At 69.3% G+C, this 22,866-nt stretch carries 21 protein-coding genes and 1 riboswitch; of the genes, 10 read left to right on the top strand and 11 right to left on the bottom strand.

What is annotated here, in order from left to right; genetic code table 11:
* Positions 1 to 58: 58 nt before the first annotated feature.
* Positions 59 to 207, bottom strand: a riboswitch (FMN riboswitch).
* Positions 208 to 276: 69 nt separating this feature from the next.
* Together RKD05_RS01730 and RKD05_RS01725 are read right to left on the bottom strand one after the other, a co-directional pair.
* Positions 277 to 1,140, bottom strand: coding sequence for an Fpg/Nei family DNA glycosylase (locus RKD05_RS01730; RefSeq protein WP_424707635.1), 864 nt, complete (start codon positions 1,138 to 1,140; stop codon positions 277 to 279).
* 96 nt (positions 1,141 to 1,236) lie between these two features.
* The gene (locus RKD05_RS01725; protein ID WP_424707633.1) at positions 1,237 to 2,259 is read right to left on the bottom strand and encodes an aldo/keto reductase; all 1,023 of its coding nucleotides are present in this window, start codon (positions 2,257 to 2,259) and stop codon (positions 1,237 to 1,239) included.
* Between the two features lie 84 nt (positions 2,260 to 2,343).
* Between RKD05_RS01725 and RKD05_RS01720 the strand changes: the two genes are divergently transcribed.
* A complete protein-coding gene (locus RKD05_RS01720; RefSeq protein ID WP_424707631.1) occupies positions 2,344 to 2,922 on the top strand; it encodes a TetR/AcrR family transcriptional regulator in 579 nt (192 codons plus the stop codon).
* 99 nt (positions 2,923 to 3,021) lie between these two features.
* Here the strand turns inward: RKD05_RS01720 and RKD05_RS01715 are convergent, their stop codons facing one another.
* Positions 3,022 to 3,585 carry a GNAT family N-acetyltransferase gene (locus tag RKD05_RS01715; protein ID WP_424707629.1) on the bottom strand — a complete coding sequence of 188 codons (564 nt, stop codon included), beginning with the start codon at positions 3,583 to 3,585 and terminating at the stop codon, positions 3,022 to 3,024.
* A 267-nt stretch (positions 3,586 to 3,852) separates the two neighbouring features.
* On the opposite strand from RKD05_RS01715, the gene RKD05_RS01710 reads away from it, so the two are divergent.
* Positions 3,853 to 4,665, top strand: a complete 813-nt coding sequence (locus RKD05_RS01710; protein WP_424707627.1) for an endonuclease domain-containing protein — start codon at positions 3,853 to 3,855, stop codon at positions 4,663 to 4,665.
* 165 nt (positions 4,666 to 4,830) lie between these two features.
* Here the strand turns inward: RKD05_RS01710 and trpS are convergent, their stop codons facing one another.
* The 7 genes from trpS to sdhC form a co-directional block, all read right to left on the bottom strand.
* Positions 4,831 to 5,835: a tryptophan--tRNA ligase gene (gene trpS, locus RKD05_RS01705; RefSeq protein ID WP_424707626.1), complete on the bottom strand. Its 1,005-nt coding sequence runs from the start codon at positions 5,833 to 5,835 to the stop codon at positions 4,831 to 4,833.
* A 54-nt stretch (positions 5,836 to 5,889) separates the two neighbouring features.
* Complete coding sequence (locus tag RKD05_RS01700) at positions 5,890 to 6,738, bottom strand: exodeoxyribonuclease III (RefSeq protein ID WP_424707624.1); 849 nt, start codon at positions 6,736 to 6,738, stop codon at positions 5,890 to 5,892.
* Positions 6,739 to 6,780: 42 nt separating this feature from the next.
* Positions 6,781 to 7,971, bottom strand: a complete 1,191-nt coding sequence (locus tag RKD05_RS01695) for a YihY/virulence factor BrkB family protein (RefSeq protein WP_424707622.1) — start codon at positions 7,969 to 7,971, stop codon at positions 6,781 to 6,783.
* Between the two features lie 127 nt (positions 7,972 to 8,098).
* Positions 8,099 to 8,884, bottom strand: a complete 786-nt coding sequence (locus RKD05_RS01690) for a succinate dehydrogenase iron-sulfur subunit (RefSeq protein WP_022878937.1) — start codon at positions 8,882 to 8,884, stop codon at positions 8,099 to 8,101.
* The gene (sdhA, locus tag RKD05_RS01685) at positions 8,884 to 10,713 is read right to left on the bottom strand and encodes a succinate dehydrogenase flavoprotein subunit (protein WP_424707621.1); all 1,830 of its coding nucleotides are present in this window, start codon (positions 10,711 to 10,713) and stop codon (positions 8,884 to 8,886) included. The genes RKD05_RS01690 and sdhA overlap by 1 nt, the downstream gene beginning before the upstream one ends.
* A 58-nt stretch (positions 10,714 to 10,771) precedes the next feature.
* Positions 10,772 to 11,227, bottom strand: coding sequence for a succinate dehydrogenase hydrophobic membrane anchor subunit (locus tag RKD05_RS01680; protein ID WP_022878792.1), 456 nt, complete (start codon positions 11,225 to 11,227; stop codon positions 10,772 to 10,774).
* A complete protein-coding gene (gene sdhC, locus RKD05_RS01675; protein ID WP_022878791.1) occupies positions 11,227 to 11,661 on the bottom strand; it encodes a succinate dehydrogenase, cytochrome b556 subunit in 435 nt (144 codons plus the stop codon). The genes RKD05_RS01680 and sdhC overlap by 1 nt, the downstream gene beginning before the upstream one ends.
* 238 nt (positions 11,662 to 11,899) lie before the next feature.
* Here sdhC and RKD05_RS01670 point away from each other — a divergent pair, with 238 nt between their 5' ends.
* The 8 genes from RKD05_RS01670 (at position 11,900) to RKD05_RS01635 (ending at position 21,508) form a co-directional block, all read left to right on the top strand.
* Complete coding sequence (locus RKD05_RS01670) at positions 11,900 to 13,018, top strand: mannose-1-phosphate guanylyltransferase (RefSeq protein WP_424707619.1); 1,119 nt, start codon at positions 11,900 to 11,902, stop codon at positions 13,016 to 13,018.
* Positions 13,019 to 13,211: 193 nt separating this feature from the next.
* Positions 13,212 to 14,312, top strand: a complete 1,101-nt coding sequence (locus RKD05_RS01665) for a BMP family lipoprotein (protein WP_424707618.1) — start codon at positions 13,212 to 13,214, stop codon at positions 14,310 to 14,312.
* A gap of 157 nt (positions 14,313 to 14,469) precedes the next feature.
* Positions 14,470 to 15,990 (top strand): ABC transporter ATP-binding protein, encoded by a 1,521-nt coding sequence (locus RKD05_RS01660; RefSeq protein WP_424707617.1) that lies wholly within the window; start codon positions 14,470 to 14,472, stop codon positions 15,988 to 15,990.
* Entirely contained in the window at positions 15,987 to 17,351 is a 1,365-nt protein-coding gene (locus RKD05_RS01655) for an ABC transporter permease (protein WP_424707616.1), read from the top strand. The genes RKD05_RS01660 and RKD05_RS01655 overlap by 4 nt, the downstream gene beginning before the upstream one ends.
* The gene (locus RKD05_RS01650) at positions 17,348 to 18,646 is read left to right on the top strand and encodes an ABC transporter permease (RefSeq protein ID WP_424707615.1); all 1,299 of its coding nucleotides are present in this window, start codon (positions 17,348 to 17,350) and stop codon (positions 18,644 to 18,646) included. Before RKD05_RS01655 ends, RKD05_RS01650 begins: the two co-directional genes overlap by 4 nt.
* A 44-nt stretch (positions 18,647 to 18,690) precedes the next feature.
* Positions 18,691 to 19,092, top strand: a complete 402-nt coding sequence (locus RKD05_RS01645) for a cytidine deaminase (RefSeq protein ID WP_022878797.1) — start codon at positions 18,691 to 18,693, stop codon at positions 19,090 to 19,092.
* On the top strand, positions 19,089 to 20,378 hold the full coding sequence (locus tag RKD05_RS01640; RefSeq protein ID WP_424707613.1) for a thymidine phosphorylase: 1,290 nt from the start codon (positions 19,089 to 19,091) through the stop codon (positions 20,376 to 20,378). Before RKD05_RS01645 ends, RKD05_RS01640 begins: the two co-directional genes overlap by 4 nt.
* Before the next feature lie 23 nt (positions 20,379 to 20,401).
* Complete coding sequence (locus RKD05_RS01635; protein WP_424707611.1) at positions 20,402 to 21,508, top strand: adenosine deaminase; 1,107 nt, start codon at positions 20,402 to 20,404, stop codon at positions 21,506 to 21,508.
* Positions 21,509 to 21,819: 311 nt separating this feature from the next.
* Here RKD05_RS01635 and RKD05_RS01630 read toward each other — a convergent pair whose 3' ends face one another.
* Positions 21,820 to 22,668, bottom strand: a complete 849-nt coding sequence (locus RKD05_RS01630) for a hypothetical protein (RefSeq protein ID WP_424707610.1) — start codon at positions 22,666 to 22,668, stop codon at positions 21,820 to 21,822.
* Positions 22,669 to 22,866: the final 198 nt, after the last annotated feature.

The following is a 22,866-nucleotide window of genomic DNA, read 5'->3' as shown; positions in this document are numbered from 1 at the left end:
CCTGTCCTTCCCCTCGTGAACGGGGCAGGAGCGCAGGGTGGCACGGCGCGGCGCGCCGACCGTGCTGCCTCCTATCCGGACTAGAGGAGATCACTCGCCTCATCACCGTCGGTTCCGGAATTCCACCGGATCGGCCCCACCGCCGGAGCGGAGGGGTTCGCGGACTGTCACCGCCGGTTCGGATTCACACCGACCCCGGAGCACGTATTGCTTGGTCGAAGTCTAATCAACACCGCCGACACGGATTCATTCCCGCCGACTCGGGACGAAACCGTGCTATTTCAGGAGGCGCGACAGGCGCCGGTCGGCGAGGATCTTGCCGCCCGTCTGGCACGTCGGGCAGTACTCCAGCGAGTTGTCGGCGAAGAAGACGCTGCGCACCTCATCGCCGCACACCGGGCACGCCTCGCCGCGCCGGCCGTGCACGCGCATGCCCCGCCGCTTGGCATCCTTCAGGTCGGCCGGGGGCTTGCCGCGCGCGGTGTCGATCGCCTCGGTCAGGGTGCTGATCATCGCGGCGTACAGAGTGTCGATCTCGGCATCCGTGAGGTTCGCCGCCAGCGCGTACGGCGACATCTTCGCCGCGTGCAGGATCTCGTCGGAGTACGCGTTACCGACGCCGGCGATGATCGACTGGTCGCGCAGGACGCCCTTGATCTGGGTGCGCCGCCCCGCGAGCAGAGCGGCGAACGCGTCGCGATCGAGGGCGTGGTCGAGCGGGTCGGGACCGAGCCGCGCGATGCCCGGCACGTCCGCGGGGGAGCGCACGGCGTAGACGGCGAGCGACTTCTTCGTCCCGGCCTCGGTCAGGTCGAACCCCGAGCCGTCGTCGAACCCCACGCGCAGCGCGATCGGCGTCTTCCCGGGCTTGATGATGGTCGAGGGCAGCGTGTCGTACCAGCGCAGCCAGCCCGCCTTCGCGAGGTGGAACACGAGATGGATGCCACCGTCGGTGGCGACGTCGAGGAACTTGCCGTGCCGCTCGACCCCGGTCACGGCCGAACCGACGAGCGCGTCGATCGGCGGATCGTAGGTCTTGAGCGCGCTGATCGCGGACACGCTCGCCTTCGTGAAGGTCAGCCCGGTCACGCGACCGCGCAGGAACTCGACGAGTCCTTCCACCTCGGGCATCTCGGGCATGCCGAACATCATGGCATCCCCTCCCGACAGCGGGGAGGGGGTGGCGAGGCGCCGATCGGCGGGGTCACCGGGGCGATGCCCGATGACCCCGGAGCGTCACGCGGCGGATCGATCCTGCGGGGGCCGCCGTCGCAGGGACGGGTCCAGAACGTCGGGGCCGCGGTAGACCATGTCCATCGCGCCGATGGACTCGCCCGGCGGGACGATCTCGTCGATCCGGTCGAGGACGTCGTCGCCGAGCACGATGTCGACGCCCGCCAGGGTGTCCTCGAGCTGTTCCATGGTCCGGGGGCCGGCGATGGCCGCGATGACCCCCGGGTGGCTGATCGCGAACGCCATCGCGAGATGCGTCAGCGGCATCCCGGCATCCTGAGCCAGTTCCACCAGCTGCTCGATGACGGCGAGCCGGCGCTCGTCGCGGAAGTGCCGCATCCCCGTCGAGGCGCGGAAGTTGGCGTTCTCCTGCCCCGCACGGTAGCGGCCGCTCAGGGCGCCGCCGGCCAGCGGGCTGTAGACCAGCGAGCCCATTCCGTAGCGCTGGAGCACGGGCAGGATCTCCCGTTCGATCTCGCGGTCGAGGATCGAGTAGTTGGGCTGCTCCGTGCGGAAGCGCTCGAATCCGCGACGGTCGGCGGTCCACTGCGCCTCGACGATCTCCGAACCGCGCATCGACGACGTGCCGATCGCGCGCACCTTGCCCTGGCGGACGAGATCGGTGAGCGCCGAGAGCGTCTCGTCGATGTCGGTATCCGGATCGGGGCGGTGCAACTGGTACAGATCGATCCAGTCGGTGCGCAGATTCCGCAAGGACCGCTCCACGGCCTGCACGATCCACCGTCGGGAGGCGCCGCGGTGGTTGATGTCGTCGTCCACGGGGCTGAAGAACTTCGTCGCGAGGACGACCTCGTCACGGCGTCCCTGGATCGCCTCACCGACGACCTCCTCGGAGTCGCCGTAGCGGTCGGCGGTGTCGATGAAATTGATGCCGGCGTCGAGAGCGCGTCGGACGATGCGGACGCCTTCCTCGCGGTCGGGGTTTCCGAACGAACCGAGCATCATCGCGCCCAGCGCGAACGGCGTGACCTTGATTCCCGTGCGACCCAGGTTTCGGTACTGCATAGCGTCTCCTCTAAGCTTGAGCGGAACGGTGTTCCGGATTGGACTATACGGAACATTGTTCCGTTTACGCAAGAGGAGACGATCATGCCGCCGACACCGGCTCGTGCCGCGCGCGCGGATGCGCGCCAGAACCTCGCCGCTCTGCTCGACGCCGCGCGGACCGTCTTCGCCCGCGCGGGCGTCGACGCGCCCGCACGCGAGATCGCCGCCGAGGCCGGCGTCGGAGTCGGGACGCTGTACCGGCACTTCCCGAATCGCGCGGCTCTCGTCGCCGCGGTCTTCACCAACGAGATCGACGCCACCGCGGCGGCGGCCCAGGAGCTGTCAGCCGCGCACCCGCCCGGGCGGGCCCTCGACCTCTGGGTCGAGCGGTTCACGCGGTTCGTCGCCACGAAGCAGGGTCTGTCCGCCGCGCTGAACTCCGGCGATCCCGCCTTCGACGAGCTTCCGACTCACCTTCGGGAGACGCTCGGGCCAGCGCTCACGGCGCTGCTGGACGCCGCCGTCGCCAGCGGAGAGGTGCGCTCGGGCGTCGATCCGCTCGACTTCCTCATGGCGATCGCCGACCTGAGCCACCGCGCGCCGGCCGCGGGCGGGGAGCCGAACGCGATGGTCCGGCTGCTGCTCGACGGCCTGCGCACCCACCCCGCCGGCCCGCGCTGACCCCCTCGCGCGCCCGACCTCCCCGTCGAGTGTCCAAGACACGCCGCACGGGGTCGACGTGATGCGGCGTGTCTTGGACGCTCGACCCCTCCGGGACGCCTAACCCAGGTCGAGCGGCCAGTCCTGCGGGGTCCGGTCGTCGTGGCGGAGGAGGCCGCCGATCCAGAGATCGGCGCGGCCCAGGCTGTTGACGTGGGCCTGACGCAGCAGCCCCTCGTACCGGAAGCCGAGGCGCCGGGCGATCCGGGCCGAGCCGATGTTGCCGACCACGGCGCGCCACTCGACGCGCTCGACCGCGGGACGGTCGTCGGCGAAGGCCCAGTCGATCACGGCGGTCGCCGCCTCGACGGCGACGTTCTGCCGACGCGCGTCGCGGGCGATCCAGTAACCGATTTCGGGTGCCCCGGTGTCGAGCTTCGCCAGCCCGATCATTCCGGCCAGGCTCCCGTCGCGGCGGATGGCCCACGTCGGCTGCGTGCCGTCCGCCCACCACTCCGCCGTCAGCGCGACGAAGCGCTCGGCATCCTCGAGGAGGTACGGCGACGGCACCGTCGTGTAGCGCTGCAGGTCGGCATCCTGGCACGCTGCGTGAATCGCCGCGACGTCCGCGGTAGTCGGCGCCGAGAGCTCCAGCCGGGGCGTCTGCAGGTGGTCGGGTTCCATCCGCCCACGCTACCGGCCGGCTCCAGCAGGTCCCGTCGACCCCGCCAGTACACAACGAAGGAAAGCTGACGTCAGACTGCGCGAGGCCTTCTGAAACCGGCGCCCCTTCGCCCGGATTTCCTTCGTTGTGTCACGGATCACCCCTCCTCCCCAGCGCCAGTTATCCCCAGCCGGATGGTCGTGGCGCTCACGCCTCCGTTCTGGCACGGCATCCTCACGGGGTGACGACGGATCCACCAGCACTGCCCACCGACCGCATCATGACGTATGCAGAGCTTCGTTCGGACGGCCTTTCGCGGGCAGGGCTGCGAAACGCCTTGCGCGACGGTGCGATCCTGCGCGCGCGACGGGATGTGTATCTGGCGGGAGGGGTTTCCGATCGTGTCTTTTGCTGCCCAGCGAGTCGGGGGACGGCTGGACTGTGTCTCGGCGCTGGCGGAACTCGGCGTCTTCGTGCTGAGTTCTCGCCCGCTGCACGTACAGGTCGAGCCGAATCGCGCCCGACAGCGCTCGCCGCATTCACGGCGCGTCCGGATGCCACGGGACGGGTCGGTCGTCCTTCACTGGAGAGGGGAGGACCTCGGGGATGCCCACACCGTCGGGGTCATCTCGGCCCTCGTATGCGCCGTGCAATGCCAGCCGCCACGCGCCGCGGTGGCCACACTCGACAGTGCGCTGCACCGAGGCGTCATCGGTGAGGACGACCTGGCGGAGGTGTTCGCCGCAGTGCCGGAGAAGTACCGCGTGCTTCGACCCCTCGTAGACGGGCGGGCCGAGGCGGGATCGGAAACGCTCGCGCGCCTCTTGGTGCGAGGGCTCGGGCTGCCGGTCGAGATCCAGAAGGTGATCGAGGGGGTTGGGCGGGTCGACCTCGTCGTGGACGGGTGGTTGGTCATCGAGTGCGACAGCCGCGCGCATCACGGAGGGTGGATCGCGCAAGAGCGGGACAGGCAGCGCGATCTCGCCCTGGCGGAGCGTGGATACGTGTGCATCCGGCCGACCGCCCAGATCATCTTCACCCGACCCGACCAGCTCTTGCGCGCGGTGCGCGGACTGCTGCAGGGACGTCGGCCCCAGTAAGCCGCGCCGCGGCGCGGCATGAGTACACAACGAAGGAAATCTGCCGCGCACACATGGTCAGGTGTGGGTGGATGCCGTCGAAGTCGACAGATTTCCTTCGTTGTGTCCCCGGTGGTGACGCCGGGCCAGACGCGTCGTCACCGCCCGGCGGCACCGCGCGCGGGGTCAGCCGCGGCGCAGGAGGCCGATGCGGTCGTAGACGTCGGCGAGGGTCTTCTCGGCGACGGATGCCGCCCGCTCCGCGTTCGACGCGAGGACGCGGTCGAGCTCGGCGGGGTCGGCGAGCAGCTCGAGCGCGCGCTCGCGCACCGGTTCGAACTCGGCGACGACGACCTCGGCCAACCCCTTCTTGAAGTCGCCGTAACCGCGGCCCGCGTACTCGTCCTCGATCGAGGAGATCTCGCGGCCGGTGAGGGCCGAGTAGATCACGAGCAGGTTCGAGACACCGGGCTTCTCCTCGCGGTCGAAGCGCACCGCGCCCTCGGAGTCGGTGACGGCGCGCATGATCTTCTTGGCGCTGACCTTGGGCTCGTCGAGCATCCACAGCACACCCGCGTCGGACTCCGCCGACTTCGACATCTTCGACGTGGGGTTCTGCAGGTCGTAGATGCGGGCCGTCTCGCGCTGGATCATGGGCTTCGGCATCGTGAACGTCTCACCGAAGTTCTTGTTGAAGCGCTCGGCGAGGTCGCGGGTGAGCTCGATGTGCTGCTTCTGGTCGTCGCCGACCGGCACCACATCGGTCTGGTAGAGCAGGATGTCTGCTGCCATCAGCACCGGGTAGGTGAAGAGGCCGACGTTCGTGGCATCTGCTCCGTACCGGGCCGATTTGTCCTTGAACTGCGTCATGCGCCCGGCCTCGCCGAAGCCCGTGAGCGTCGACAGCACCCACTGCAGCTCAGCGTGCGCGGGGACGTGCGACTGCACGTACAGGGTCGAGCGCGACGGCTCGATGCCCGCCGCGATGTACTGTGCCGCCGTGCGCCGCGTCTTCTCGCGGCGCTCGGCCGGGTCGCCGGGCTGCGTGAGGGCGTGGAGGTCGACGACCGAGAAGTACGCGTCGTACTGGTCTTGCAGCTCGCGCCACTGGAGGAGCGCCCCGATGTAGTTGCCGATCTGGAGGCTGTCGGCGGAGGGCTGCATTCCGGAGTAGAGGCGCTGCTGGGTCACCGTTCGATCCTAGGCCGCTGCGGACATCGGCACGGCGCCGGCGACCCGCCTCGCTCAGCGGCCCAGCGTGTAGTCGGCGATGACGGGGGAGTGGTCGCTCCAGCGGGTGTCGTACGACGGCGCGCGGTCGACGCGGTAGTCGGTGACCCGCTCGGCCAGGGCCGGGGTCACGACGTGGTAATCGATCCGCCACCCCGAGTCGTTATCGAAGGCCTTTCCGCGCATCGACCACCACGTGTACGGCCCCTCGACCTCACCCGCGTGGCGACGGCCCACGTCGACCCATCCGAGGCCCGTGCCGGTCGAGCCGTCGGCGCCCTCGACGGACTCGCCCGCGGGACCGAAGAACCGGTCGAAGTAGGCGCGCTCACGGGGGAGGAATCCGGCGTTCTTGCGGTTGCCCCGCCAGTTCTTGATGTCGAGCTCGCGGTGCCCGACGTTGAGGTCGCCCATGACGATGGCGAGCGGCTGCGTGGCCCCGAGCTCGGCGAGACGCGCCTCCATGGCATCCAGGAAGAGCCACTTGGCCTCCTGCTTCGGAGTGTCGACCTCGCCGCTGTGCACGTAGGCGCTCACGACGGTCAGGGTCTCGCCGTCGATGTCGAAGTCGGTCTCGATCCAGCGACCCGACGCGTCGAGCGGCTCGGGTCCGAGGTGGGTGCGGGTCTCGACGCCGGGCAGGCGGCTGACGATCGCGACGCCCGCACGGCCCTTCTGCAGCGCCTCGTCGTTGACGATCTGCCACCCGGGCAGCGCTTCGGCGAGCTGCTCGGCGGTCGCGCGCACCTCCTGCAGCGCGAGGATGTCGGCGCCCGAGGCGTCGAGCCACTCGGTCATGCCCTTGCGGACGGCGGCACGGATGCCATTGACGTTGACGGAGACGATGCGTACGGAACGAGCCACCCCACGAGCGTAACCGGGGCCTCCGACATGGGGCCCGACCGTTCAGTCCAGAGGGAGCGTCGACCGCCGGGGTGCGGGCAGTTCCGCCTCGACCCGCTCGAGGTGCGCGCGCGCCGCGCGCAGCCGTCGCCGCGCGAGCCACCGTCGCGGCCAGCGCGACAGGGCCGCGGTCTCCTCGGCCTCGCGCACGGCCACCTGCGCCGCGATCACGAGGGCCGCCTGCTCCATCGCACGTCGGTCCTCGAGCGAGCGGAGCGGGACGTCGCGGTCGTCGGCCGCGACGGCGATCCATGCGGCGGCCACCAGGATCACGATCCCCACCAGCCGGAACCACAGCAGGAAACCGATGAGCACCGTGAAGGTGGCCAGCAGCGGGTTCGCGGGGGAGTAGACGAACAGGAAGCCGGCCCCGATCTGGAGCGCCACCATGCCGGCTGCGCCGACGATCGCGCCGGGCCAGATCCGCCGCCACGGCAGCGCCGTGCCGGTCAGGAAGCGGAAGAGCGACGCGAGCGCGAGCGTGTTGATGCCGAAGGCGACCACGAGCGAGATGGCGCGGGCACCGAGCGTCCACCCGAGGGTCTCGCGCGTCCACCCGATCCATCCGAAGACGAGGTCGATGGCACCGGTGGTGATCGAGCCGAGCAGCGCGCCGAGGAGGAGCGCCAGACCGAACAGCAGGGAGGCGACGAAGTCGCGCGCCTTCAGCAGCAGGTAGTTGCGCGCGTCGAAGGGCAGCCCGAAGGTGTCCCGCACGGCGCGCCGCGTGAAGGTGACGAAGCCGATCGCGGTCCAGATGACCACGACACCGGCGACGCTTCCTGTGACGCCGAGGAGCTTGCCGCTCTCCTGCGCGACGGCCTCCACCTGCTCGCGCTTGATGAGGCCGGTGTCGCTGATGATCCCGGGGATGTAGCCGTTGACGATCCGGATCAGACCGTCGATGGCCGCTTTGCTTCCGCCCAGCCAGATCCCGACGCCCGCGAATGCGAGGTACAGCGCGGAGAACAGCGTGAACAGGCCCTGGTAGCTCATGCCCGCCGCGAGCAGGAATCCGTTGTGACGCAGGAAGTGCCGCCACACCCGGATCGGGAACACCTGCGCGATCTTCGCGGCCCGCGCGATCGGCTGGTCGAGGCGTTCCCGCACCGCGGTCTCGAGCCGCTCGCGCAACGGCGTCTCCTCAGGCGCCGCGCCGGGCAGCGGGCGGGAGTCGTGGCGGCTGTCGGTCACCCGCTCGAGCCTAATGAATGGATGCCACCCCCTCCCGGCATCCGTCACGGGCGGGTACCCGGTGGCATCCGGTCGGAACGACGAACGGCGGGGCGCCGAAGCGCACCCGCCGTTCGAGGAGTGGGGCTCAGCGACCGCGGAGGACCGCCTGCTTGACCTCGGCGATGGCCTTGGTGACCTCGATGCCGCGGGGGCACGCCTCGGTGCAGTTGAAGGTCGTGCGGCAGCGCCACACGCCTTCCTTGTCGTTGAGGATGTCGAGGCGCACGTCGCCCGCGTCGTCGCGCGAGTCGAAGATGAAGCGGTGCGCGTTGACGATCGCCGCGGGGCCGAAGTACTGGCCGTCGGTCCAGAACACGGGGCAGGACGACGTGCACGCGGCGCAGAGGATGCACTTGGTGGTGTCGTCGAAGACCTCGCGGTCGACGATCGACTGGATGCGCTCCTTGCCGGGCTCCGGCTTGCTGTTCGCGATGAGGAAGGGCTGCACCTCGCGGTAGGAGGCGAAGAACGGCTCCATGTCGACGATGAGGTCCTTCTCGAGCGGCAGACCCTTGATCGCCTCGACGTAGATGGGCTGCGAGATGTCGAGGTCCTTGATCAGCGTCTTGCACGCCAGGCGGTTGCGGCCGTTGATGCGCATGGCATCCGATCCGCAGATGCCGTGCGCGCACGAGCGGCGGAACGACAGCGAGCCGTCCTTCTCCCACTTGATCTTGTGCAGCGCGTCGAGCACGCGGTCCGTGGAGTAGAGCTCCACGTCGTAGTCGACCCAGCGCGGTTCGTCGTCGACCTCGGGGTCGAAGCGACGGATGTTGAACGTGACCAGGAACGACTGGATGCCGGTGTCCTCGGGGGACTGCTCGATGTCGGCGGGGGCGTCGGTCGTGGTGTCGAGCGCGGTCGCGGCCATCAGTACTTCCTCTCCAGGGGCGGGTAGCGCAACTCGCCGGCGTCGTTCTTCGTGAACACCACCGGCTTCCATCCGAGTTCGATGTGGTCGGCGGGGTGCGACGAGTGCGGGTCGCCGGTCAGGTACGCCATGGTGTGCTGCATGTAGTTCTCGTCGTCGCGCGTCGGGAAGTCGTCGCGCATGTGACCGCCGCGGCTCTCCTCGCGGTTCTGCGCGGAGTAGACGACGACCTCGGCGAGGTCGAGCAGGAAGCCGAGCTCGACGGCCTCGAGCAGGTCGGTGTTGTACCGCTTGCCCTTGTCGTCGACGTGGACGTTCTTGTAGCGCTCACGCAGGTCGGCGATGATGTCGAGCACCTCGGCGAGCGAGTCGTGGGTGCGGAACACCTGGGCGCCCTTGTCCATCTCGTCCTGCAGCGTCTTGCGCAGGACCGCGATGCGCTCGGTGCCCGAGTTGGCGCGCAGGCCCTCGATCATCTCGCGGACCTCCTTCGCGGGGTCCTCGGGGAGGGCCACGAAGTCGGCCGTCTGGACGTACTCGACGGCGTTGCGGCCGGCGCGCTTGCCGAAGACGTTGATGTCGAGCAGCGAGTTGGTGCCGAGGCGGTTGGAGCCGTGCACCGAGACGCACGCGCACTCGCCGGCGGCGTAGAGACCGGGGACGACGGTGTCGTTGTCGGAGAGCACCTCGGCCTTGATGTTGGTCGGGATGCCGCCCATCGCGTAGTGCGCCGTCGGCATGACCGGGACGGGCTCGACGACCGGGTCGACACCCAGGTAGGTGCGGGCGAACTCCGTGATGTCGGGGAGCTTCGTCTCGAGGACCTCGGCACCGAGGTGCGTGCAGTCGAGGAGCACGTAGTCGCGGTGCGGGCCGGCGCCGCGGCCCTCCGCGACCTCCTGCACCATGCAGCGGGCGACGATGTCGCGCGGCGCGAGGTCCTTGATCGTCGGGGCGTAGCGCTCCATGAAGCGCTCACCGCTGGCGTTGCGGAGGATCGCGCCCTCACCGCGCGCGCCTTCGGTGAGCAGGATGCCGAGACCCGCGAGTCCGGTGGGGTGGAACTGGAAGAACTCCATGTCCTCGAGCGGGAGGCCCTTGCGCCACACGATGCCCACGCCGTCACCGGTGAGGGTGTGGGCGTTGGACGTGGTCTTGAAGATCTTGCCGAAACCACCCGTGGCGAAGACGACCGCCTTGGACTGGAAGACGTGCAGGTCTCCGGTGGCGAGCTCGTACGCCACGACACCGGCGACCTGGGTCTTGCCCGCGTCGTCCTTCACCGTGATGAGGTCGAGGACGTAGAACTCGTTGAAGAAGTTGATGCCGAGCTTGACGCAGTTCTGGAACAGCGTCTGCAGGATCATGTGACCGGTGCGGTCGGCGGCGTAGCACGCGCGGCGCACGGGGGTCTTGCCGTGGTCGGCCGTGTGCCCGCCGAAGCGGCGCTGGTCGATCTTGCCCTCGGGCGTGCGGTTGAACGGCAGGCCCATGTTCTCAAGGTCGATGACGGCGTCGATCGCCTCCTTGGCGAGGATCTCCGCAGCATCCTGGTCGACGAGGTAGTCGCCGCCCTTGATGGTGTCGAAGGTGTGCCACTCCCAGGAGTCCTCTTCGACGTTCGCGAGCGCGGCGGCCATGCCGCCCTGCGCCGCACCCGTGTGCGAGCGCGTGGGGTAGAGCTTGGAGATCACGGCCGTCTTGGCGCCCGGACCCGCTTCGATCGCCGCGCGCATGCCGGCGCCGCCGGCGCCGACGATCACGATGTCGAACTGGTGGTAGTGCACGCCGTCCTTGACGATCGTGTCCGCGCTGTTCTGAGTGCTCACGTGTGCAATGCCTCTGTTGTCTCAGTCGGGAAGGAGGATGCCGCTTGGATGCGGTGGCTCACGGCTGGCAGATCTCCCAGAGGGAGCTGCTCTCGGTGACGCCCAGGCAAGGGTCGAAGGTGAAGACCACGAGCGTGCCCAGGAGGATGAGGAACGCGGATGCCAGGACGATCGCGCCGATGAGGACGCGACGCACCTGGACGGTGGTGACGTAGTCGTTGACGATCGTGCGCATGCCGTTCGCGCCGTGGATCAGGGCGAGCCACAGCATCAGGACGTCCCACCACTGCCAGAACGGCGAGGAGAGCTTGCCGGCGACGAACGCGAAGTCGATCTGGTGGATGCCCTCGCCGGTCATCAGATTGACGAAGAGGTGCCCGAAGATCAGGACGATCAGCAGCACGCCGGAGGCGCGCATGTAGATCCATCCCCACTTCTCGAGATTGGAGCCCTTCTTCCGCACGGCGGGCGTGCGGGGGGCGGGGATCGTGCTGGCTTCCTGGGCGACGGACATCAGTGGCTCCCCGTGACGGCGCTGAAGACGTTGATGAGGTGGCGCGGCGTGAAGCCGGCCATCGTGACGACCCAGAGACCCAGGACGCCCCACCAGAGCTGACGCTGGTGACGCGTGGCCCACGGCCAGAGGTCGACCGCGATGATGCGCAGACCGTTGAAGGCGTGGTACGCGATCGCGCCGACGAGGGCGACTTCGCCCAGGCCCATGATCGGGTTCTTGTAGGTGCCGATCACCGCGTTGTACGCCTCGGGCGAGACGCGGATGAGCGCCGTGTCCAGGATGTGGACCAGGAGGAAGAAGAAGATCGCGACACCGGTGATGCGGTGCAGGACCCACGACCACATGCCCTCGCGGCCGCGATACAGAGTGCCGCGCGGCCTCTTCGAGGTGGTCTCTTTCACCGACGGCGTGGCACGTGCTGGTGCTGACACGGTCGTCCTCCCTGATCGAACACGGTGTAGAGGGCCCGCGCAGGCCCCCAGCGTCACACGGGCGCCTTTGGATACTACGTCCGGGCTATGAATCCGGGGGATGAGGGTCGCCTAACACTCTCTCGATGTCGAGATAGTTTGGCACTCGATGACGAGAGAGTTTCTCGGCAATTTCCGTTTCGAGTTGTTTGCGTACCGTGCGCGGAAATGCGAGGACGGGCCAAGTAGGGTCTGTGCCATGGCCGAACCTGCTATCGACGACTTCTACGCCGTGATCCCCGCTGGGGGAATCGGCAGCCGCCTGTGGCCGCTCTCGCGCGCGGATGCTCCCAAGTTCCTGCACGACCTCACCGGATCCGGCCAGACGCTGCTGCGCGACACGTGGGACCGTCTCGCCCCGCTGTCGGGTGTGGACCGGATCGCCGTCGTCACCGGGCGCGCGCACCGCGCCGCCGTCGAGCGTGAGCTCCCCGGCGTCCCCGACCACAACGTCTTCCTCGAGTCCGAGCCGCGCGACTCGAGCGCCGCGATCGGACTCGCCGCCGCGATCCTCGTCCGCCGCGAGCCCGACGTCATCATCGGTTCGTTCGCCGCCGACCACGTCATCCGCCAGACGCGGCAGTTCGACTTCGCCGTGCGCCAGGCCGTTGCGGTCGCGCGAGCCGGATACATCTGCACCATCGGCATCCAGCCCGCCGAACCCTCGGTCGGGTTCGGGTACATCAAGCAGGCCGACGAACTCATCGTCGACGGGGCGCCCGAGGCCTACACGGTCGAGCGTTTCGTAGAGAAGCCCGACCTCGACACGGCCAAGGCGTACTACGCGGACCGCTCGTACCTCTGGAACGCCGGCATGTTCATCACGCGCGCAGACGTGCTGCTCGCCGAGCTGGCCGTGAACGAGCCCGAGCTGCACGCCGGCCTGATCGAACTCGCCGAAGCGTGGGACGACCGCGACCGCCGCGGTCCCGCGGTCGACCGTATCTGGCCCGGCCTGAAGAAGATCGCCATCGACTACTCCGTCGCCGAGCCCGCGGCCGAGAAGGGGCGCCTCGCGGTCATCCCCGGGCACTTCGACTGGGACGACGTGGGCGACTTCGCGAGCCTCTCCAAGCTCAACTCCTCCGGGGGCCGAAACGAGCTGGCGATCCTCGGCGAGGACGCGCGCGTGCTCGCCGACGCGTCGAGCGGCATCGTCGTGACGCAGACCAAGCGCGTGATCAGTCTCATCGGCGTCCGCGACATCGTCGTGGTCGACACCCCCGACGCCCTTCTCGTGACCACCAGCGAGAACGCGCAGCGCGTCAAGGGCGTCGTGGACGCGCTGAAGCTCACCGGGCGCGGCGACGTCCTCTGATACCGGATGCCGTCGTCGGCGGTATCCGGTCCCTCTTCCGGGGCGTCGTGTGGCGGTCGCATCACGCGAGATTGCGTCTTTGTAACCATTGCCGCCCACGGGCCGTCGCGGCCCGCAAGCGATTCGTCACAGTGGGTAACGTGACTCCATCGTCCCCCGAACCCGTTGGGGGCATCGTCTTGGAGGACCATTCGTGAAGACCACGAAGAAGGCCGTCGTCAGCGGCCTTGCGATGATCGGCGCGGCCGTGCTGCTGGCCGGCTGCGGCGCCGCTCCGGAGAGCACCGCCTCGTCGGCGGCTGCCGGCGCCAGCAACTACCTGCCCTGCATGGTTTCGGACTCGGGTGGGTTCGACGACAAGTCGTTCAACCAGCTCGGCAAGGAGGGCCTGGACCAGGCCGCCGCCGAACTCGGTTCGAAGAAGCCCATCGAGGTCCAGTCGCAGGCCGAGACCGACTTCGCCTCCAACCTCTCGAGCCTCGTCGACCAGGGCTGCAACACGATCATCACGGTCGGCTTCCTCCTGGCCCCCGCCGCCCTCGAGTCGGCGCAGGCCAACCCCGACCTGCAGTACGTCTCGATCGACGACACCGTCGACCAGAACTTCGACGGCAAGACCGACGCGCCGAACATCAAGCCGATCATCTTCGACACCGCTCAGGCGGCCTACCTCGCGGGCTACCTCGCCGCGGGCGTCTCGAAGACCGGCGTCGTCGGCACCTTCGGTGGCATGAACATCCCGACCGTCACGATCTTCATGGACGGCTTCGCCCAGGGCGTCGAGAAGTACAACGCCGACAACGGCACCTCGGTGCGCGTCGTCGGTTGGGACCGCGCCGCCAAGGACGGCTCGTTCACCGGCGGCTTCGAGGCCAACGACACCGCGCGTCAGACCGCGCAGGCGATCATCGACCAGAACGTCGACGTGCTGCTGCCCGTCGGTGGCCCGATCTACCAGTCGGCCGCCGTCGCCATCCAGGACTCCGGCCGTCAGATCGCCATGGTCGGCGTCGACGCCGACGTCTTCCAGACCGACCCCTCGGTCGGCAGCCTGCTCCTGACCTCGATCCTCAAGGGCATCGACGTCGGAACCAAGGACGCGATCGTGTCCGCCGGTAAGGGCGAGTTCGACACCACGCCGTTCGTCGGCACGCTCGAGAACGAGGGCGTCGGCATCGCGCCGTACCACGACTGGTCCGACCGGGTGCCCGCCGACCTCACCAGCAAGGTCGACGCGCTGAAGGCCGACATCGTCAGCGGCAAGATCAAGGTCGAGTCCTACCTCGCCGGCTGAGAGATCCACTCTCCAGGGGAGGCCGGCTCCGTGCCGGCCTCCCCTCCCTTATGGGGCCGCGACCGTCGTCCCCGCACGTCCGGACGGCATCCGCTCACGAGGCGGTCCGTCCCCGCCGCACCCCGTGTGCGGCACCGCAGAACTTAGGATCGGGAACATGAAGCTCGAACTCCGCGGGATCACGAAAACCTTCGGGTCCCTGGTGGCGAACGATCACATCGACCTCACCGTCGAGGCCGGAGAGATCCACTGCCTGCTCGGCGAGAACGGTGCCGGCAAGTCCACCCTGATGAACGTCCTCTACGGCCTGTACCAGGCCGACGGGGGAGAGATCCTGCTGGACGATGCCGTCCAGCACTTCGCCGGACCCGGCGACGCGATGCGCGCCGGAATCGGCATGGTGCACCAGCACTTCATGCTCATCCCCGTCTTCACCGTCGCCGAGAACGTCATGCTCGGCCACGAGCCCACGAAATTCGGCGGCCGGCTCGACCTCGCGGCGGCGCGCGCGAAGGTCAAGGAGATCTCCGACCGCTTCGGGTTCGACGTCGACCCCGACGCACTCGTCGACGACCTGCCGGTGGGCGTGCAGCAGCGCGTCGAGATCATCAAGGCGTTGTCGAGGGATGCCAAGGTGCTCGTGTTCGACGAGCCCACGGCCGTCCTCACCCCGCAGGAGACGGACGAGCTGATGGCGATCATGCGTCAGCTCAAGGCATCCGGGACCTCCATCGTCTTCATCACCCACAAGCTCCGCGAGGTGCGCGAGGTCGCGGACCGCATCACGGTGATCCGCCTCGGCAAGGTCGTCGGCGAGGCCGACCCGCGCGCCTCGAACGCCGAGCTCGCCTCGCTGATGGTGGGTCGCGCCGTCGAGCTCACCGTTCACAAGGAAGCGCCGACCCTCGGCGACGTCGCCCTGTCGGTCTCCCACCTCACGGTGGTGGACGCGATCGGCCAGCTCGTCGTCAACGACGTCAGCTTCGACGTGCGCCGCGGCGAGGTCCTGGCGATCGCGGGCGTGCAGGGCAACGGGCAGACCGAGCTCACCGAAGCGCTGCTCGGTCTCCAGGAGCGCGTCGAGGGATCCATCACGCTCGACGGCACCGAACTGCAGGGACAGAGCGTCCGGGCCGTTCTCGAGGCCGGCGTCGGATTCGTGCCGGAAGACCGCAAGGAGGACGGACTCGTCGGGGAGTTCTCGATCGCCGAGAACCTCATGCTCGACCGCGCCGACGGTGCCCCGTTCGTCAAGGGCGGTGCTCTGCAGCTGTCCGCCCTCGCCGACTTCGCGCGCGAGAAGGTCGAAGAGTTCGACGTGCGCACGCCCTCGATCGAGACGCCCGTCGGGCGTCTGTCGGGCGGTAACCAGCAGAAGGTCGTCCTGGCCCGTGAATTGAGCCGCGACCTGCGCCTGTTCGTCGCGGCGCAGCCGACCCGCGGCGTCGACGTGGGCTCGATCGAGTTCATCCACAAGCGCGTCATCGAGACGCGCGACACCGGCGTTCCGGTGATCGTCGTCTCCACCGAACTCGACGAGGTCACCGCCCTCGCCGACCGCATCATGGTCATGTACCGGGGCCGCGTCGTCGGCATCGTCCCGGGCGACACCTCGCGCGACGTCCTCGGCCTGATGATGGCCGGCGAAGCGCCCCAGAACGAAGGAGTCGCCGCGTGAGCGATTCGCACAGCCCGCACGACCCGACGGCCGCCCGCGCGGATCGCGCCGCCGAGGTCGCCGCGGCGACCGACGCCGACGTGGCCCTCGAGGGAAGTGTCGCCGTCGACTCGGCCGCGGGCGCCCGCGTCGTGACGCCCCCGCCGGCGACCGAGGAGAACCGGTGGAGCCGCGCTCTCCGCGAGATCGCGACCGGGAACGCCATCATCTCGGTCCTCGCCATCGTCCTCGCCCTGCTCGTCGGCGCGATCATGATCGCCGCCACGGACGAGAACGTGCAGGCGGCATCGGCGTACTTCTTCGCCCGACCCGGTGACACGCTCGCCGCCATCTGGCAGTCCGTTTCGGGCGCGTACGCGTCGTTCTTCCAGGGCGCGATCTACAACTTCCGCCGCCCGGAGTTCGCGACCGGCATCAAGCCGCTGACCGAGACGCTGACCTTCGCGACGCCGCTCATCGCCGCGGGTCTCGGTGTGGCCCTCGCGTTCCGCGTCGGCATGTTCAACATCGGTGGCCGTGGGCAGATGCTCGTCGCCGCTGCGGCAGCGGGCTGGGTCGCGTTCTCCTTCGACCTGCCGTGGGGCGTGCACATGATCATCGCGCTCGTCGCGGGTGTGGTCGCCGGCGCCATCTGGGCGGGTATCGCGGGCGTCCTCAAGGCGCGCACCGGCGCGCACGAAGTCATCGTCACGATCATGCTCAACTACGTGGCGTACTACCTCGTGTACTACATGCTGCGCACGCCCGGCCTGCTCCAGGCGCCGGGGTCGAGCAACCCCACGACCCCGCCGATGAAGGACACCGCGGTCTTCCCCGACCTCTTCGGCTCGGGCTACAACCTGCACTTCGGTTTCATCCTCTCGATCATCGCCGTGGTGGTCGTGTGGTGGATCCTCGAGCGGTCGTCGCTCGGTTTCCGCTTCCGTGCCGTCGGCCTGAACCCGAACGCCGCACGCGTCGCGGGCATCAACGTCAAGTCGATGTACATCTACTCGATGCTCATCTCCGGAGCGCTCATCGGCCTCGCCGGCGTCGATCAGGTCCTCGGCACCGTGACGACCGGGTTCTCCAGCGGTATCGACGCGGGCATCGGATTCGACGCGATCACGGTGGCGCTGCTCGGACGATCCACTCCCGTGGGTGTGCTCGTCGCCGGCATCCTGTTCGGTGCGTTCAAGGCCGGTGGCTTCGCGATGCAGGCCGCCAACGGCGTGCCGATCGACATCGTCCTGGTCGTCCAGTCGCTCATCGTTCTGTTCATCGCGGCACCCCCTCTGGTACGCGCGATCTTCCGTCTGCCGGCACCCGGGGCGCGCAAGCCCCAGGTCCGCGCCGCCAAGAAGAAGGAGGCGGCCCGGTGAGCACCACCGCCGCACATTCCGAGACCGCCCCCGCGGCCGACGCGCTCGACACCGCCGTCGTCGTCAGCTGGAAGGCCCCGATCGTCTACGGCGTCATCACGGTGCTGGCCGCCGTGCTGTTCGTCATCGCGCGGCAGGACGGCGACGCCGTCTTCCGCATCTCCAGCCCGGGGGAGTTCATCCAGCTCCCCGAGCTGGTGCTCGGAGGCGTCCTCACGGGGGCGGTGTGCACCGTCCTCCTCGCGCTGGTCACCGTCGCGAGCGTCCTCATCGTGCGCGCGCACCGTCGCCCTCCGATCTGGCTGGCCGTGGTCTTCGCCGTCGTGTTCATGGTCGGGTTCCTCACCTGGGCCGCCGCGGGTGCGACGACCGCGGTCATCCCGCTGACCGGACTCCTGGCCGGTGGCCTGAGCCTGTCGGTGCCCCTCATCTTCGGTGCCATGGCGGGCGTGCTCAGCGAGCGCGTCGGCGTGGTCAACATCGCCATCGAGGGGCAGCTGCTCGCGGGGGCGTTCACGTCCGCGGTCGTCGCGACCGTGACGGGCAACCCGTACCTCGGCCTCATCGCGGCCGCGGTGGCCGGTGTCCTGGTGTCGTTCATCCTGGCCGCCTTCGCGATCAAGTACTTCGTTGACCAGGTGATCGTCGGCGTCGTGCTGAACGTGCTCGTCGTCGGTCTCACGAGCTTCCTGTTCTCGCAGCTGCTCTCGCCGCACGCCGACACGCTGAACTCGCCGCCCCGCTTCCCGCGCCTGCCCATCCCGGTGCTGGCCGACATCCCGATCATCGGCCCGATGCTCTTCAACCAGACGATCATCGTCTACCTGATGTACGTCACCGTGGCCGCGGTGTACGTCGGGCTCTTCCACACCCGCTGGGGTCTGCGTCTGCGCGCGGTCGGCGAGCACCCGCAGGCGGCCGACACCGTGGGCATCAACATCGCCCGGACGCGGTTCTGGAACGTCTCGCTGGGTGGCGCGATCGCCGGTCTCGGTGGAGCCTTCTTCACGCTCGGCTCGGTCGGCGCGTTCAACAAGGAGATGACGGCCGGTGCCGGTTACATCGCGCTCGCGGCGGTCATCTTCGGTCAGTGGGACCCGATCCGCGCGACGCTCGCGGCGCTGCTGTTCGGCTTCGCCTCCAACCTCCAGAACACCCTCGGCGTCATCGGATCTCCCGTGCCCAGCGAGTTCATGCTCATGCTGCCGTACGTCGTGACGATCTTCGCCGTCGCCGGTCTCGTCGGGAAGGTCCGCGGCCCCGCGGCCGCCGGCAAACCGTACGTCAAGGGCTGACCCGGCCCGCCTTCCCCCTTCACGAGAGGACCCTCCGCTCCACGATGACCGACATCGACTGGGACGAACTCCGTTCCGCCGCCACCGAGGCGATGCACCGCGCCTACGCCCCCTACTCCCGTTTCAAGGTGGGCGCCGCGGCGCTCGTCGCCGACGGGCGCATCGTCGCGGGGTGCAACGTCGAGAACGCCTCCTACGGTGTGACTCTGTGCGCCGAGTGCGGTCTGGTGTCCGAGCTGCACATGTCCGGGGGCGGTCAGCTCGTGGCGTTCGTCTGCGTGGACGGCGAGGGGCGCACGCTCATGCCGTGCGGTCGGTGCCGTCAGCTGCTGTTCGAGCACGCGATCCCGGGCATGCTGCTCGAGACCGTCAGTGGCATCCGGACGATCGACGAGGTCCTTCCCGACGCCTTCGGTCCGCGCGACCTCGAGGAGGCGGCCCGGTGAGCACCGAGCAGTACGACGCGGTCGACATCATCCGCGCGCAGCGTGACGGTCGCGCGATCTCCGAGGGGGAGATTCGCTGGCTCGTCGACGCGTACACGCGCGGCTACGTGATGGACGCGCAGATGTCGGCGTTCACGATGGCCGTCCTCTTGAACGGTCTCGGCCGTGATCAGATCCGGGTGCTGACGGATGCCATGATCGCCTCCGGCGAGCGGATGGACTTCTCGTCCCTCGGCAAGCCCACCGTCGACAAGCACTCCACCGGCGGCGTGGGCGACAAGATCACGCTGCCCTTGGCCCCGCTCGTCGCCGCGTTCGGCGTCGCCGTCCCCCAGCTCTCGGGTCGCGGCCTCGGCCACACGGGCGGCACGCTCGACAAGCTCGAGTCGATCCCGGGTTGGCGTGCGGCGCTGTCCAACGACGAGATCCTGGCGCAGCTCGCCGACGTGGGCGCGGTGATCTGCGCCGCAGGCACGGGCCTCGCTCCGGCCGACAAGAAGCTGTACGCGCTGCGCGATGTCACCGGCACCGTGGAGGCGATCCCGCTCATCGCCTCGAGCATCATGTCGAAGAAGATCGCCGAGGGGACCGACTCGCTCGTGCTCGACGTGAAGTTCGGTTCGGGCGCGTTCATGCAGGACATCGACCGCGCGCGCGAGCTCGCCGAGACGATGGTCGCCCTGGGCACCGATTCGGGCGTCAACACGACCGCGCTGCTCACCGACATGAACACCCCGCTCGGGCGCGCGATCGGCAACGCGAACGAGGTGCGCGAGTCGGTCGAGGTCCTCGCCGGCGGCGGACCCGCCGACGTGGTCGAGCTCACCGTCGCCCTCGCCCGCGAGATGCTGACGCTCGCCGGTCAGCCCGACGCCGACGTCGAGGCCGCCCTTGCCGACGGCCGCGCGATGGACGTGTGGAAGCGCATGATCCGCGCGCAGGACGGCGACCCGGATGCCGCGCTCCCCACGCCGCGCGAGACGCACACGGTCGTGGCCGACCGCGCGGGTGTCGTCACCCGCGTCGAAGCGCTGCCGTTCGGCATCGGCGCCTGGCGGCTGGGCGCTGGTCGCGCGCGCGCCGAGGACGCCGTCGTGCACGCCGCGGGCATCGACCTGCACGTCACGGTCGGCGATTCCGTCGCCGCCGGTCAGCCGCTGTTCACCCTCTCGGCCGATGATGAGACGCGCTTCGAGCGTGCCCTCGCGGCCGTCGAGGGCGCGTGGGAGATCGGCGACACCGCTCCCGCGCGCACCCCGCTCGTGCGCGAGCGCATCACCGCGTGATGGCATCCGACCCGAGGAGCACCATGGCCACCGACGACGTCCGCATCCAGGGCAAGAAGCTCAAGAACCTGCCGAAGGTGTCGCTGCACGATCACCTCGACGGTGGCATGCGCGCGCAGACGGTGCTCGAGCTCGCCGACGACCTCGACCTCGAGGTGCCCGCCGACGACGCGGACGGTCTGGCCGACTGGTTTTCCGACCACGTCGAGTCGGGCTCGCTCGAGGACTACCTCGAGAAGTTCGCCCTCACCGTGGGCGTCCTGCAGACCCGCGAAGGCCTCGTCCGCGCGGCGAAGGAGTTCGTCGAAGACCTCGCGGACGACGGCGTCGTCTACGGCGAGGTGCGGTGGGCCCCCGAGCAGCACCTCACGCGCGGCCTGAGCCTCGACGACGTGGTGGATGCCGTGCAGGAGGGCATCGAGGAGGGCGAGGATGCCGCGGACGCCCGCGGCAAGGACATCCGCGTGGGCCAGCTGCTCACCGCCATGCGGCAGGGTTCGCGGTCGCGCGAGATCGCCGAACTGGCGGTCGCGTGGCGCGGGCGCGGCGTGGTCGGCTTCGACCTCGCTGGTCCCGAGGACGGGTTCCCGGCCTCGAACCACCGTGCGGCCTTCGACTACCTCGCCGAGCAGTTCTTCCCCACGACGGTGCACGCCGGTGAAGGGGCGGGATTGGCATCCATTCGGTCCGCCCTCATCGACGGCCGGGCCGTGCGCCTCGGCCACGGCGTGCGGATCGCCAACGACCTCGACGTCGTGTCGCGCGAGGGCGAGGAGGTGCTCGTCACGTTCGGCGACATGGCGCGGTGGGTGCGCGACCGTGAGATCACGCTCGAGCTGTCGCCGACGTCGAACCTGCAGAGCGGCGCGATCACGGCCTGGGGCGACACGCTCGACGCCCACCCGTTCGATCTGCTGTACCAGTTGGGCTTCTCGGTCACGGTGAACGTCGACAACCGCCTCATGAGCCGGACGACGCTGACCCGCGAGCTCGGACTGCTGGCGCAGGCGTTCGATTACGACCTCGACGACCTCGAGGCGTTCCAGCTCAACGCCGCCGCCGGTGCGTTCCTGCCGGTGGAGGAGCGCGAGGAGCTCATCGAGATCATCGCCGAGGGCTTCCAGCGCTGAGCCGCCGCGGGGTTGCCGGTGTCGGCGGCGCCCCTTCGTGACGGGACGCGCCGCACGGGTGCGAAACTCCTGAGATTTGTGCTCTAGCGGTCCGCGCGGCGCCGTTCGGGCCCGTCGCCGCCCGATTCCTCAGGAGTTTCGCCCGCTCTCACGCCCGGGCCGGCGCCGACCCGCCGTTCGGGTCGGTGGCCGCTCGACCTGTGGCGCCCCGCGGGCGCGCCGGCGGCGGCGCGGCCGAGCGGGCGAAACTCCTGAGATCTCGGCCATTTCGGCGGGCTCGGCCGGCGTGGAGGGTCCTGCGGGACGGAAAGTCAGGAGTTTGGCCCGGGCGCGCCGTGTGCCAGGACGCGCTGGAGTGCGGCGCGGACGCGGTCGGGGCGGTAGAGGATGTCCTCGGCGAGCAGACGGAGCGTCGCGTACCCGCGCTCGAGAGCGGCCATGTCGCGGCGCCGGTCGTTCTTGTGCGCGTGCCAAGTGCCGTGGAATTGCGCACTGTCGCACTCGACAATGAGCCAGCCGTTCACCAGCAGATCGACGCGCCCGACGCCGTCGATGCGTACCTGCACGTCGACCCGACAGCCGAGATGTCGCAGGAGGAGTCGGACGAGCGTTTCGGTCCCCGCCTCGGCACGCGGATCCAGCAGTCGCCGCAGCGCCTGGAATTTGCCGGGCACGCGGGCGAAGACCTCACCGATGTCTGCCTCGTCGACGAGGCCGAGGTGCCACGCGCTGTCGAGCGTCGCGACAGCCGATCGCGGCGGTTGGCACCGGATCGCCTGCGCGAGGGCTTCCACGACACGGACCACGGATCGGTCTCGCGGCGCGGCGCTCGATCTCCAGTGGTAGACGACCCCGCAGGGTGCCGGTGGGCGTCGGCTGGCCAGGGGATCCTGCTGCACGTGGCGGTCCGTGTGGTGGTGAACGAACACGCCGTACAGCGCCAGGAGGCTGATGCAGTCGAGCCGCCCGCCCAGACGTGCCGCCGTGACGATGGAGTCGGGGGTGCCTGCCACGACGAACCTGCCCTGGCGCACGCGTACAAGGGTGCCGTCGGCAATGGCACGGGCGAGAGTACGCCGCGACCACCCCGCCGCATGGAGGTCGCGTGTCGCCCACACCACCTCGTGGTCGTCGTCGGTTCGACGGTCTGCGGATGCCATGAGCACACCCTGGCCGCTTCGCGAGGTGTCGCGTGGTCACGGGCGCCCGAGCTGTGGATAACGGCCGCCGAGTCCTCCCGGGCCGGCCCCGGGCGAAACTCCTGAATTCGGAGGCGGTCTGAGCGATCTGCGGCAGTGGTGCCGCAGAATTGGCCGGTTTTTCAGGAGTTTCGCCCGCGCGTCACGCCGCGCGCACCG

The sequence above is a fragment of the Microbacterium sp. SLBN-111 genome (genome assembly GCF_049739645.1).
Lineage (GTDB): Bacteria > Actinomycetota > Actinomycetes > Actinomycetales > Microbacteriaceae > Microbacterium.
Note: the sequence above shows the minus strand (reverse complement) of the source record. Positions and strands in the feature narration are given on the sequence as shown.

What these genes read in the sequence shown, in the direction of transcription:
- RKD05_RS01730 (WP_424707635.1), bottom strand. Translation starts at nt 1,140, where the DNA reads ATGCCCGAGATGCCCGAGGTGGAAGGACTCGTCGAGTTCCTGCGCGGT.
- RKD05_RS01725 (WP_424707633.1), bottom strand. Translation starts at nt 2,259, where the DNA reads ATGCAGTACCGAAACCTGGGTCGCACGGGAATCAAGGTCACGCCGTTC.
- RKD05_RS01720 (WP_424707631.1), top strand. Translation starts at nt 2,344, where the DNA reads ATGCCGCCGACACCGGCTCGTGCCGCGCGCGCGGATGCGCGCCAGAAC.
- RKD05_RS01715 (WP_424707629.1), bottom strand. Translation starts at nt 3,585, where the DNA reads ATGGAACCCGACCACCTGCAGACGCCCCGGCTGGAGCTCTCGGCGCCG.
- RKD05_RS01710 (WP_424707627.1), top strand. Translation starts at nt 3,853, where the DNA reads ATGCAGAGCTTCGTTCGGACGGCCTTTCGCGGGCAGGGCTGCGAAACG.
- RKD05_RS01690 (WP_022878937.1), bottom strand. Translation starts at nt 8,884, where the DNA reads ATGGCCGCGACCGCGCTCGACACCACGACCGACGCCCCCGCCGACATC.
- RKD05_RS01680 (WP_022878792.1), bottom strand. Translation starts at nt 11,227, where the DNA reads ATGTCCGTCGCCCAGGAAGCCAGCACGATCCCCGCCCCCCGCACGCCC.
- RKD05_RS01670 (WP_424707619.1), top strand. Translation starts at nt 11,900, where the DNA reads ATGGCCGAACCTGCTATCGACGACTTCTACGCCGTGATCCCCGCTGGG.
- RKD05_RS01660 (WP_424707617.1), top strand. Translation starts at nt 14,470, where the DNA reads ATGAAGCTCGAACTCCGCGGGATCACGAAAACCTTCGGGTCCCTGGTG.
- RKD05_RS01645 (WP_022878797.1), top strand. Translation starts at nt 18,691, where the DNA reads ATGACCGACATCGACTGGGACGAACTCCGTTCCGCCGCCACCGAGGCG.
- RKD05_RS01635 (WP_424707611.1), top strand. Translation starts at nt 20,402, where the DNA reads ATGGCCACCGACGACGTCCGCATCCAGGGCAAGAAGCTCAAGAACCTG.
- RKD05_RS01630 (WP_424707610.1), bottom strand. Translation starts at nt 22,668, where the DNA reads ATGGCATCCGCAGACCGTCGAACCGACGACGACCACGAGGTGGTGTGG.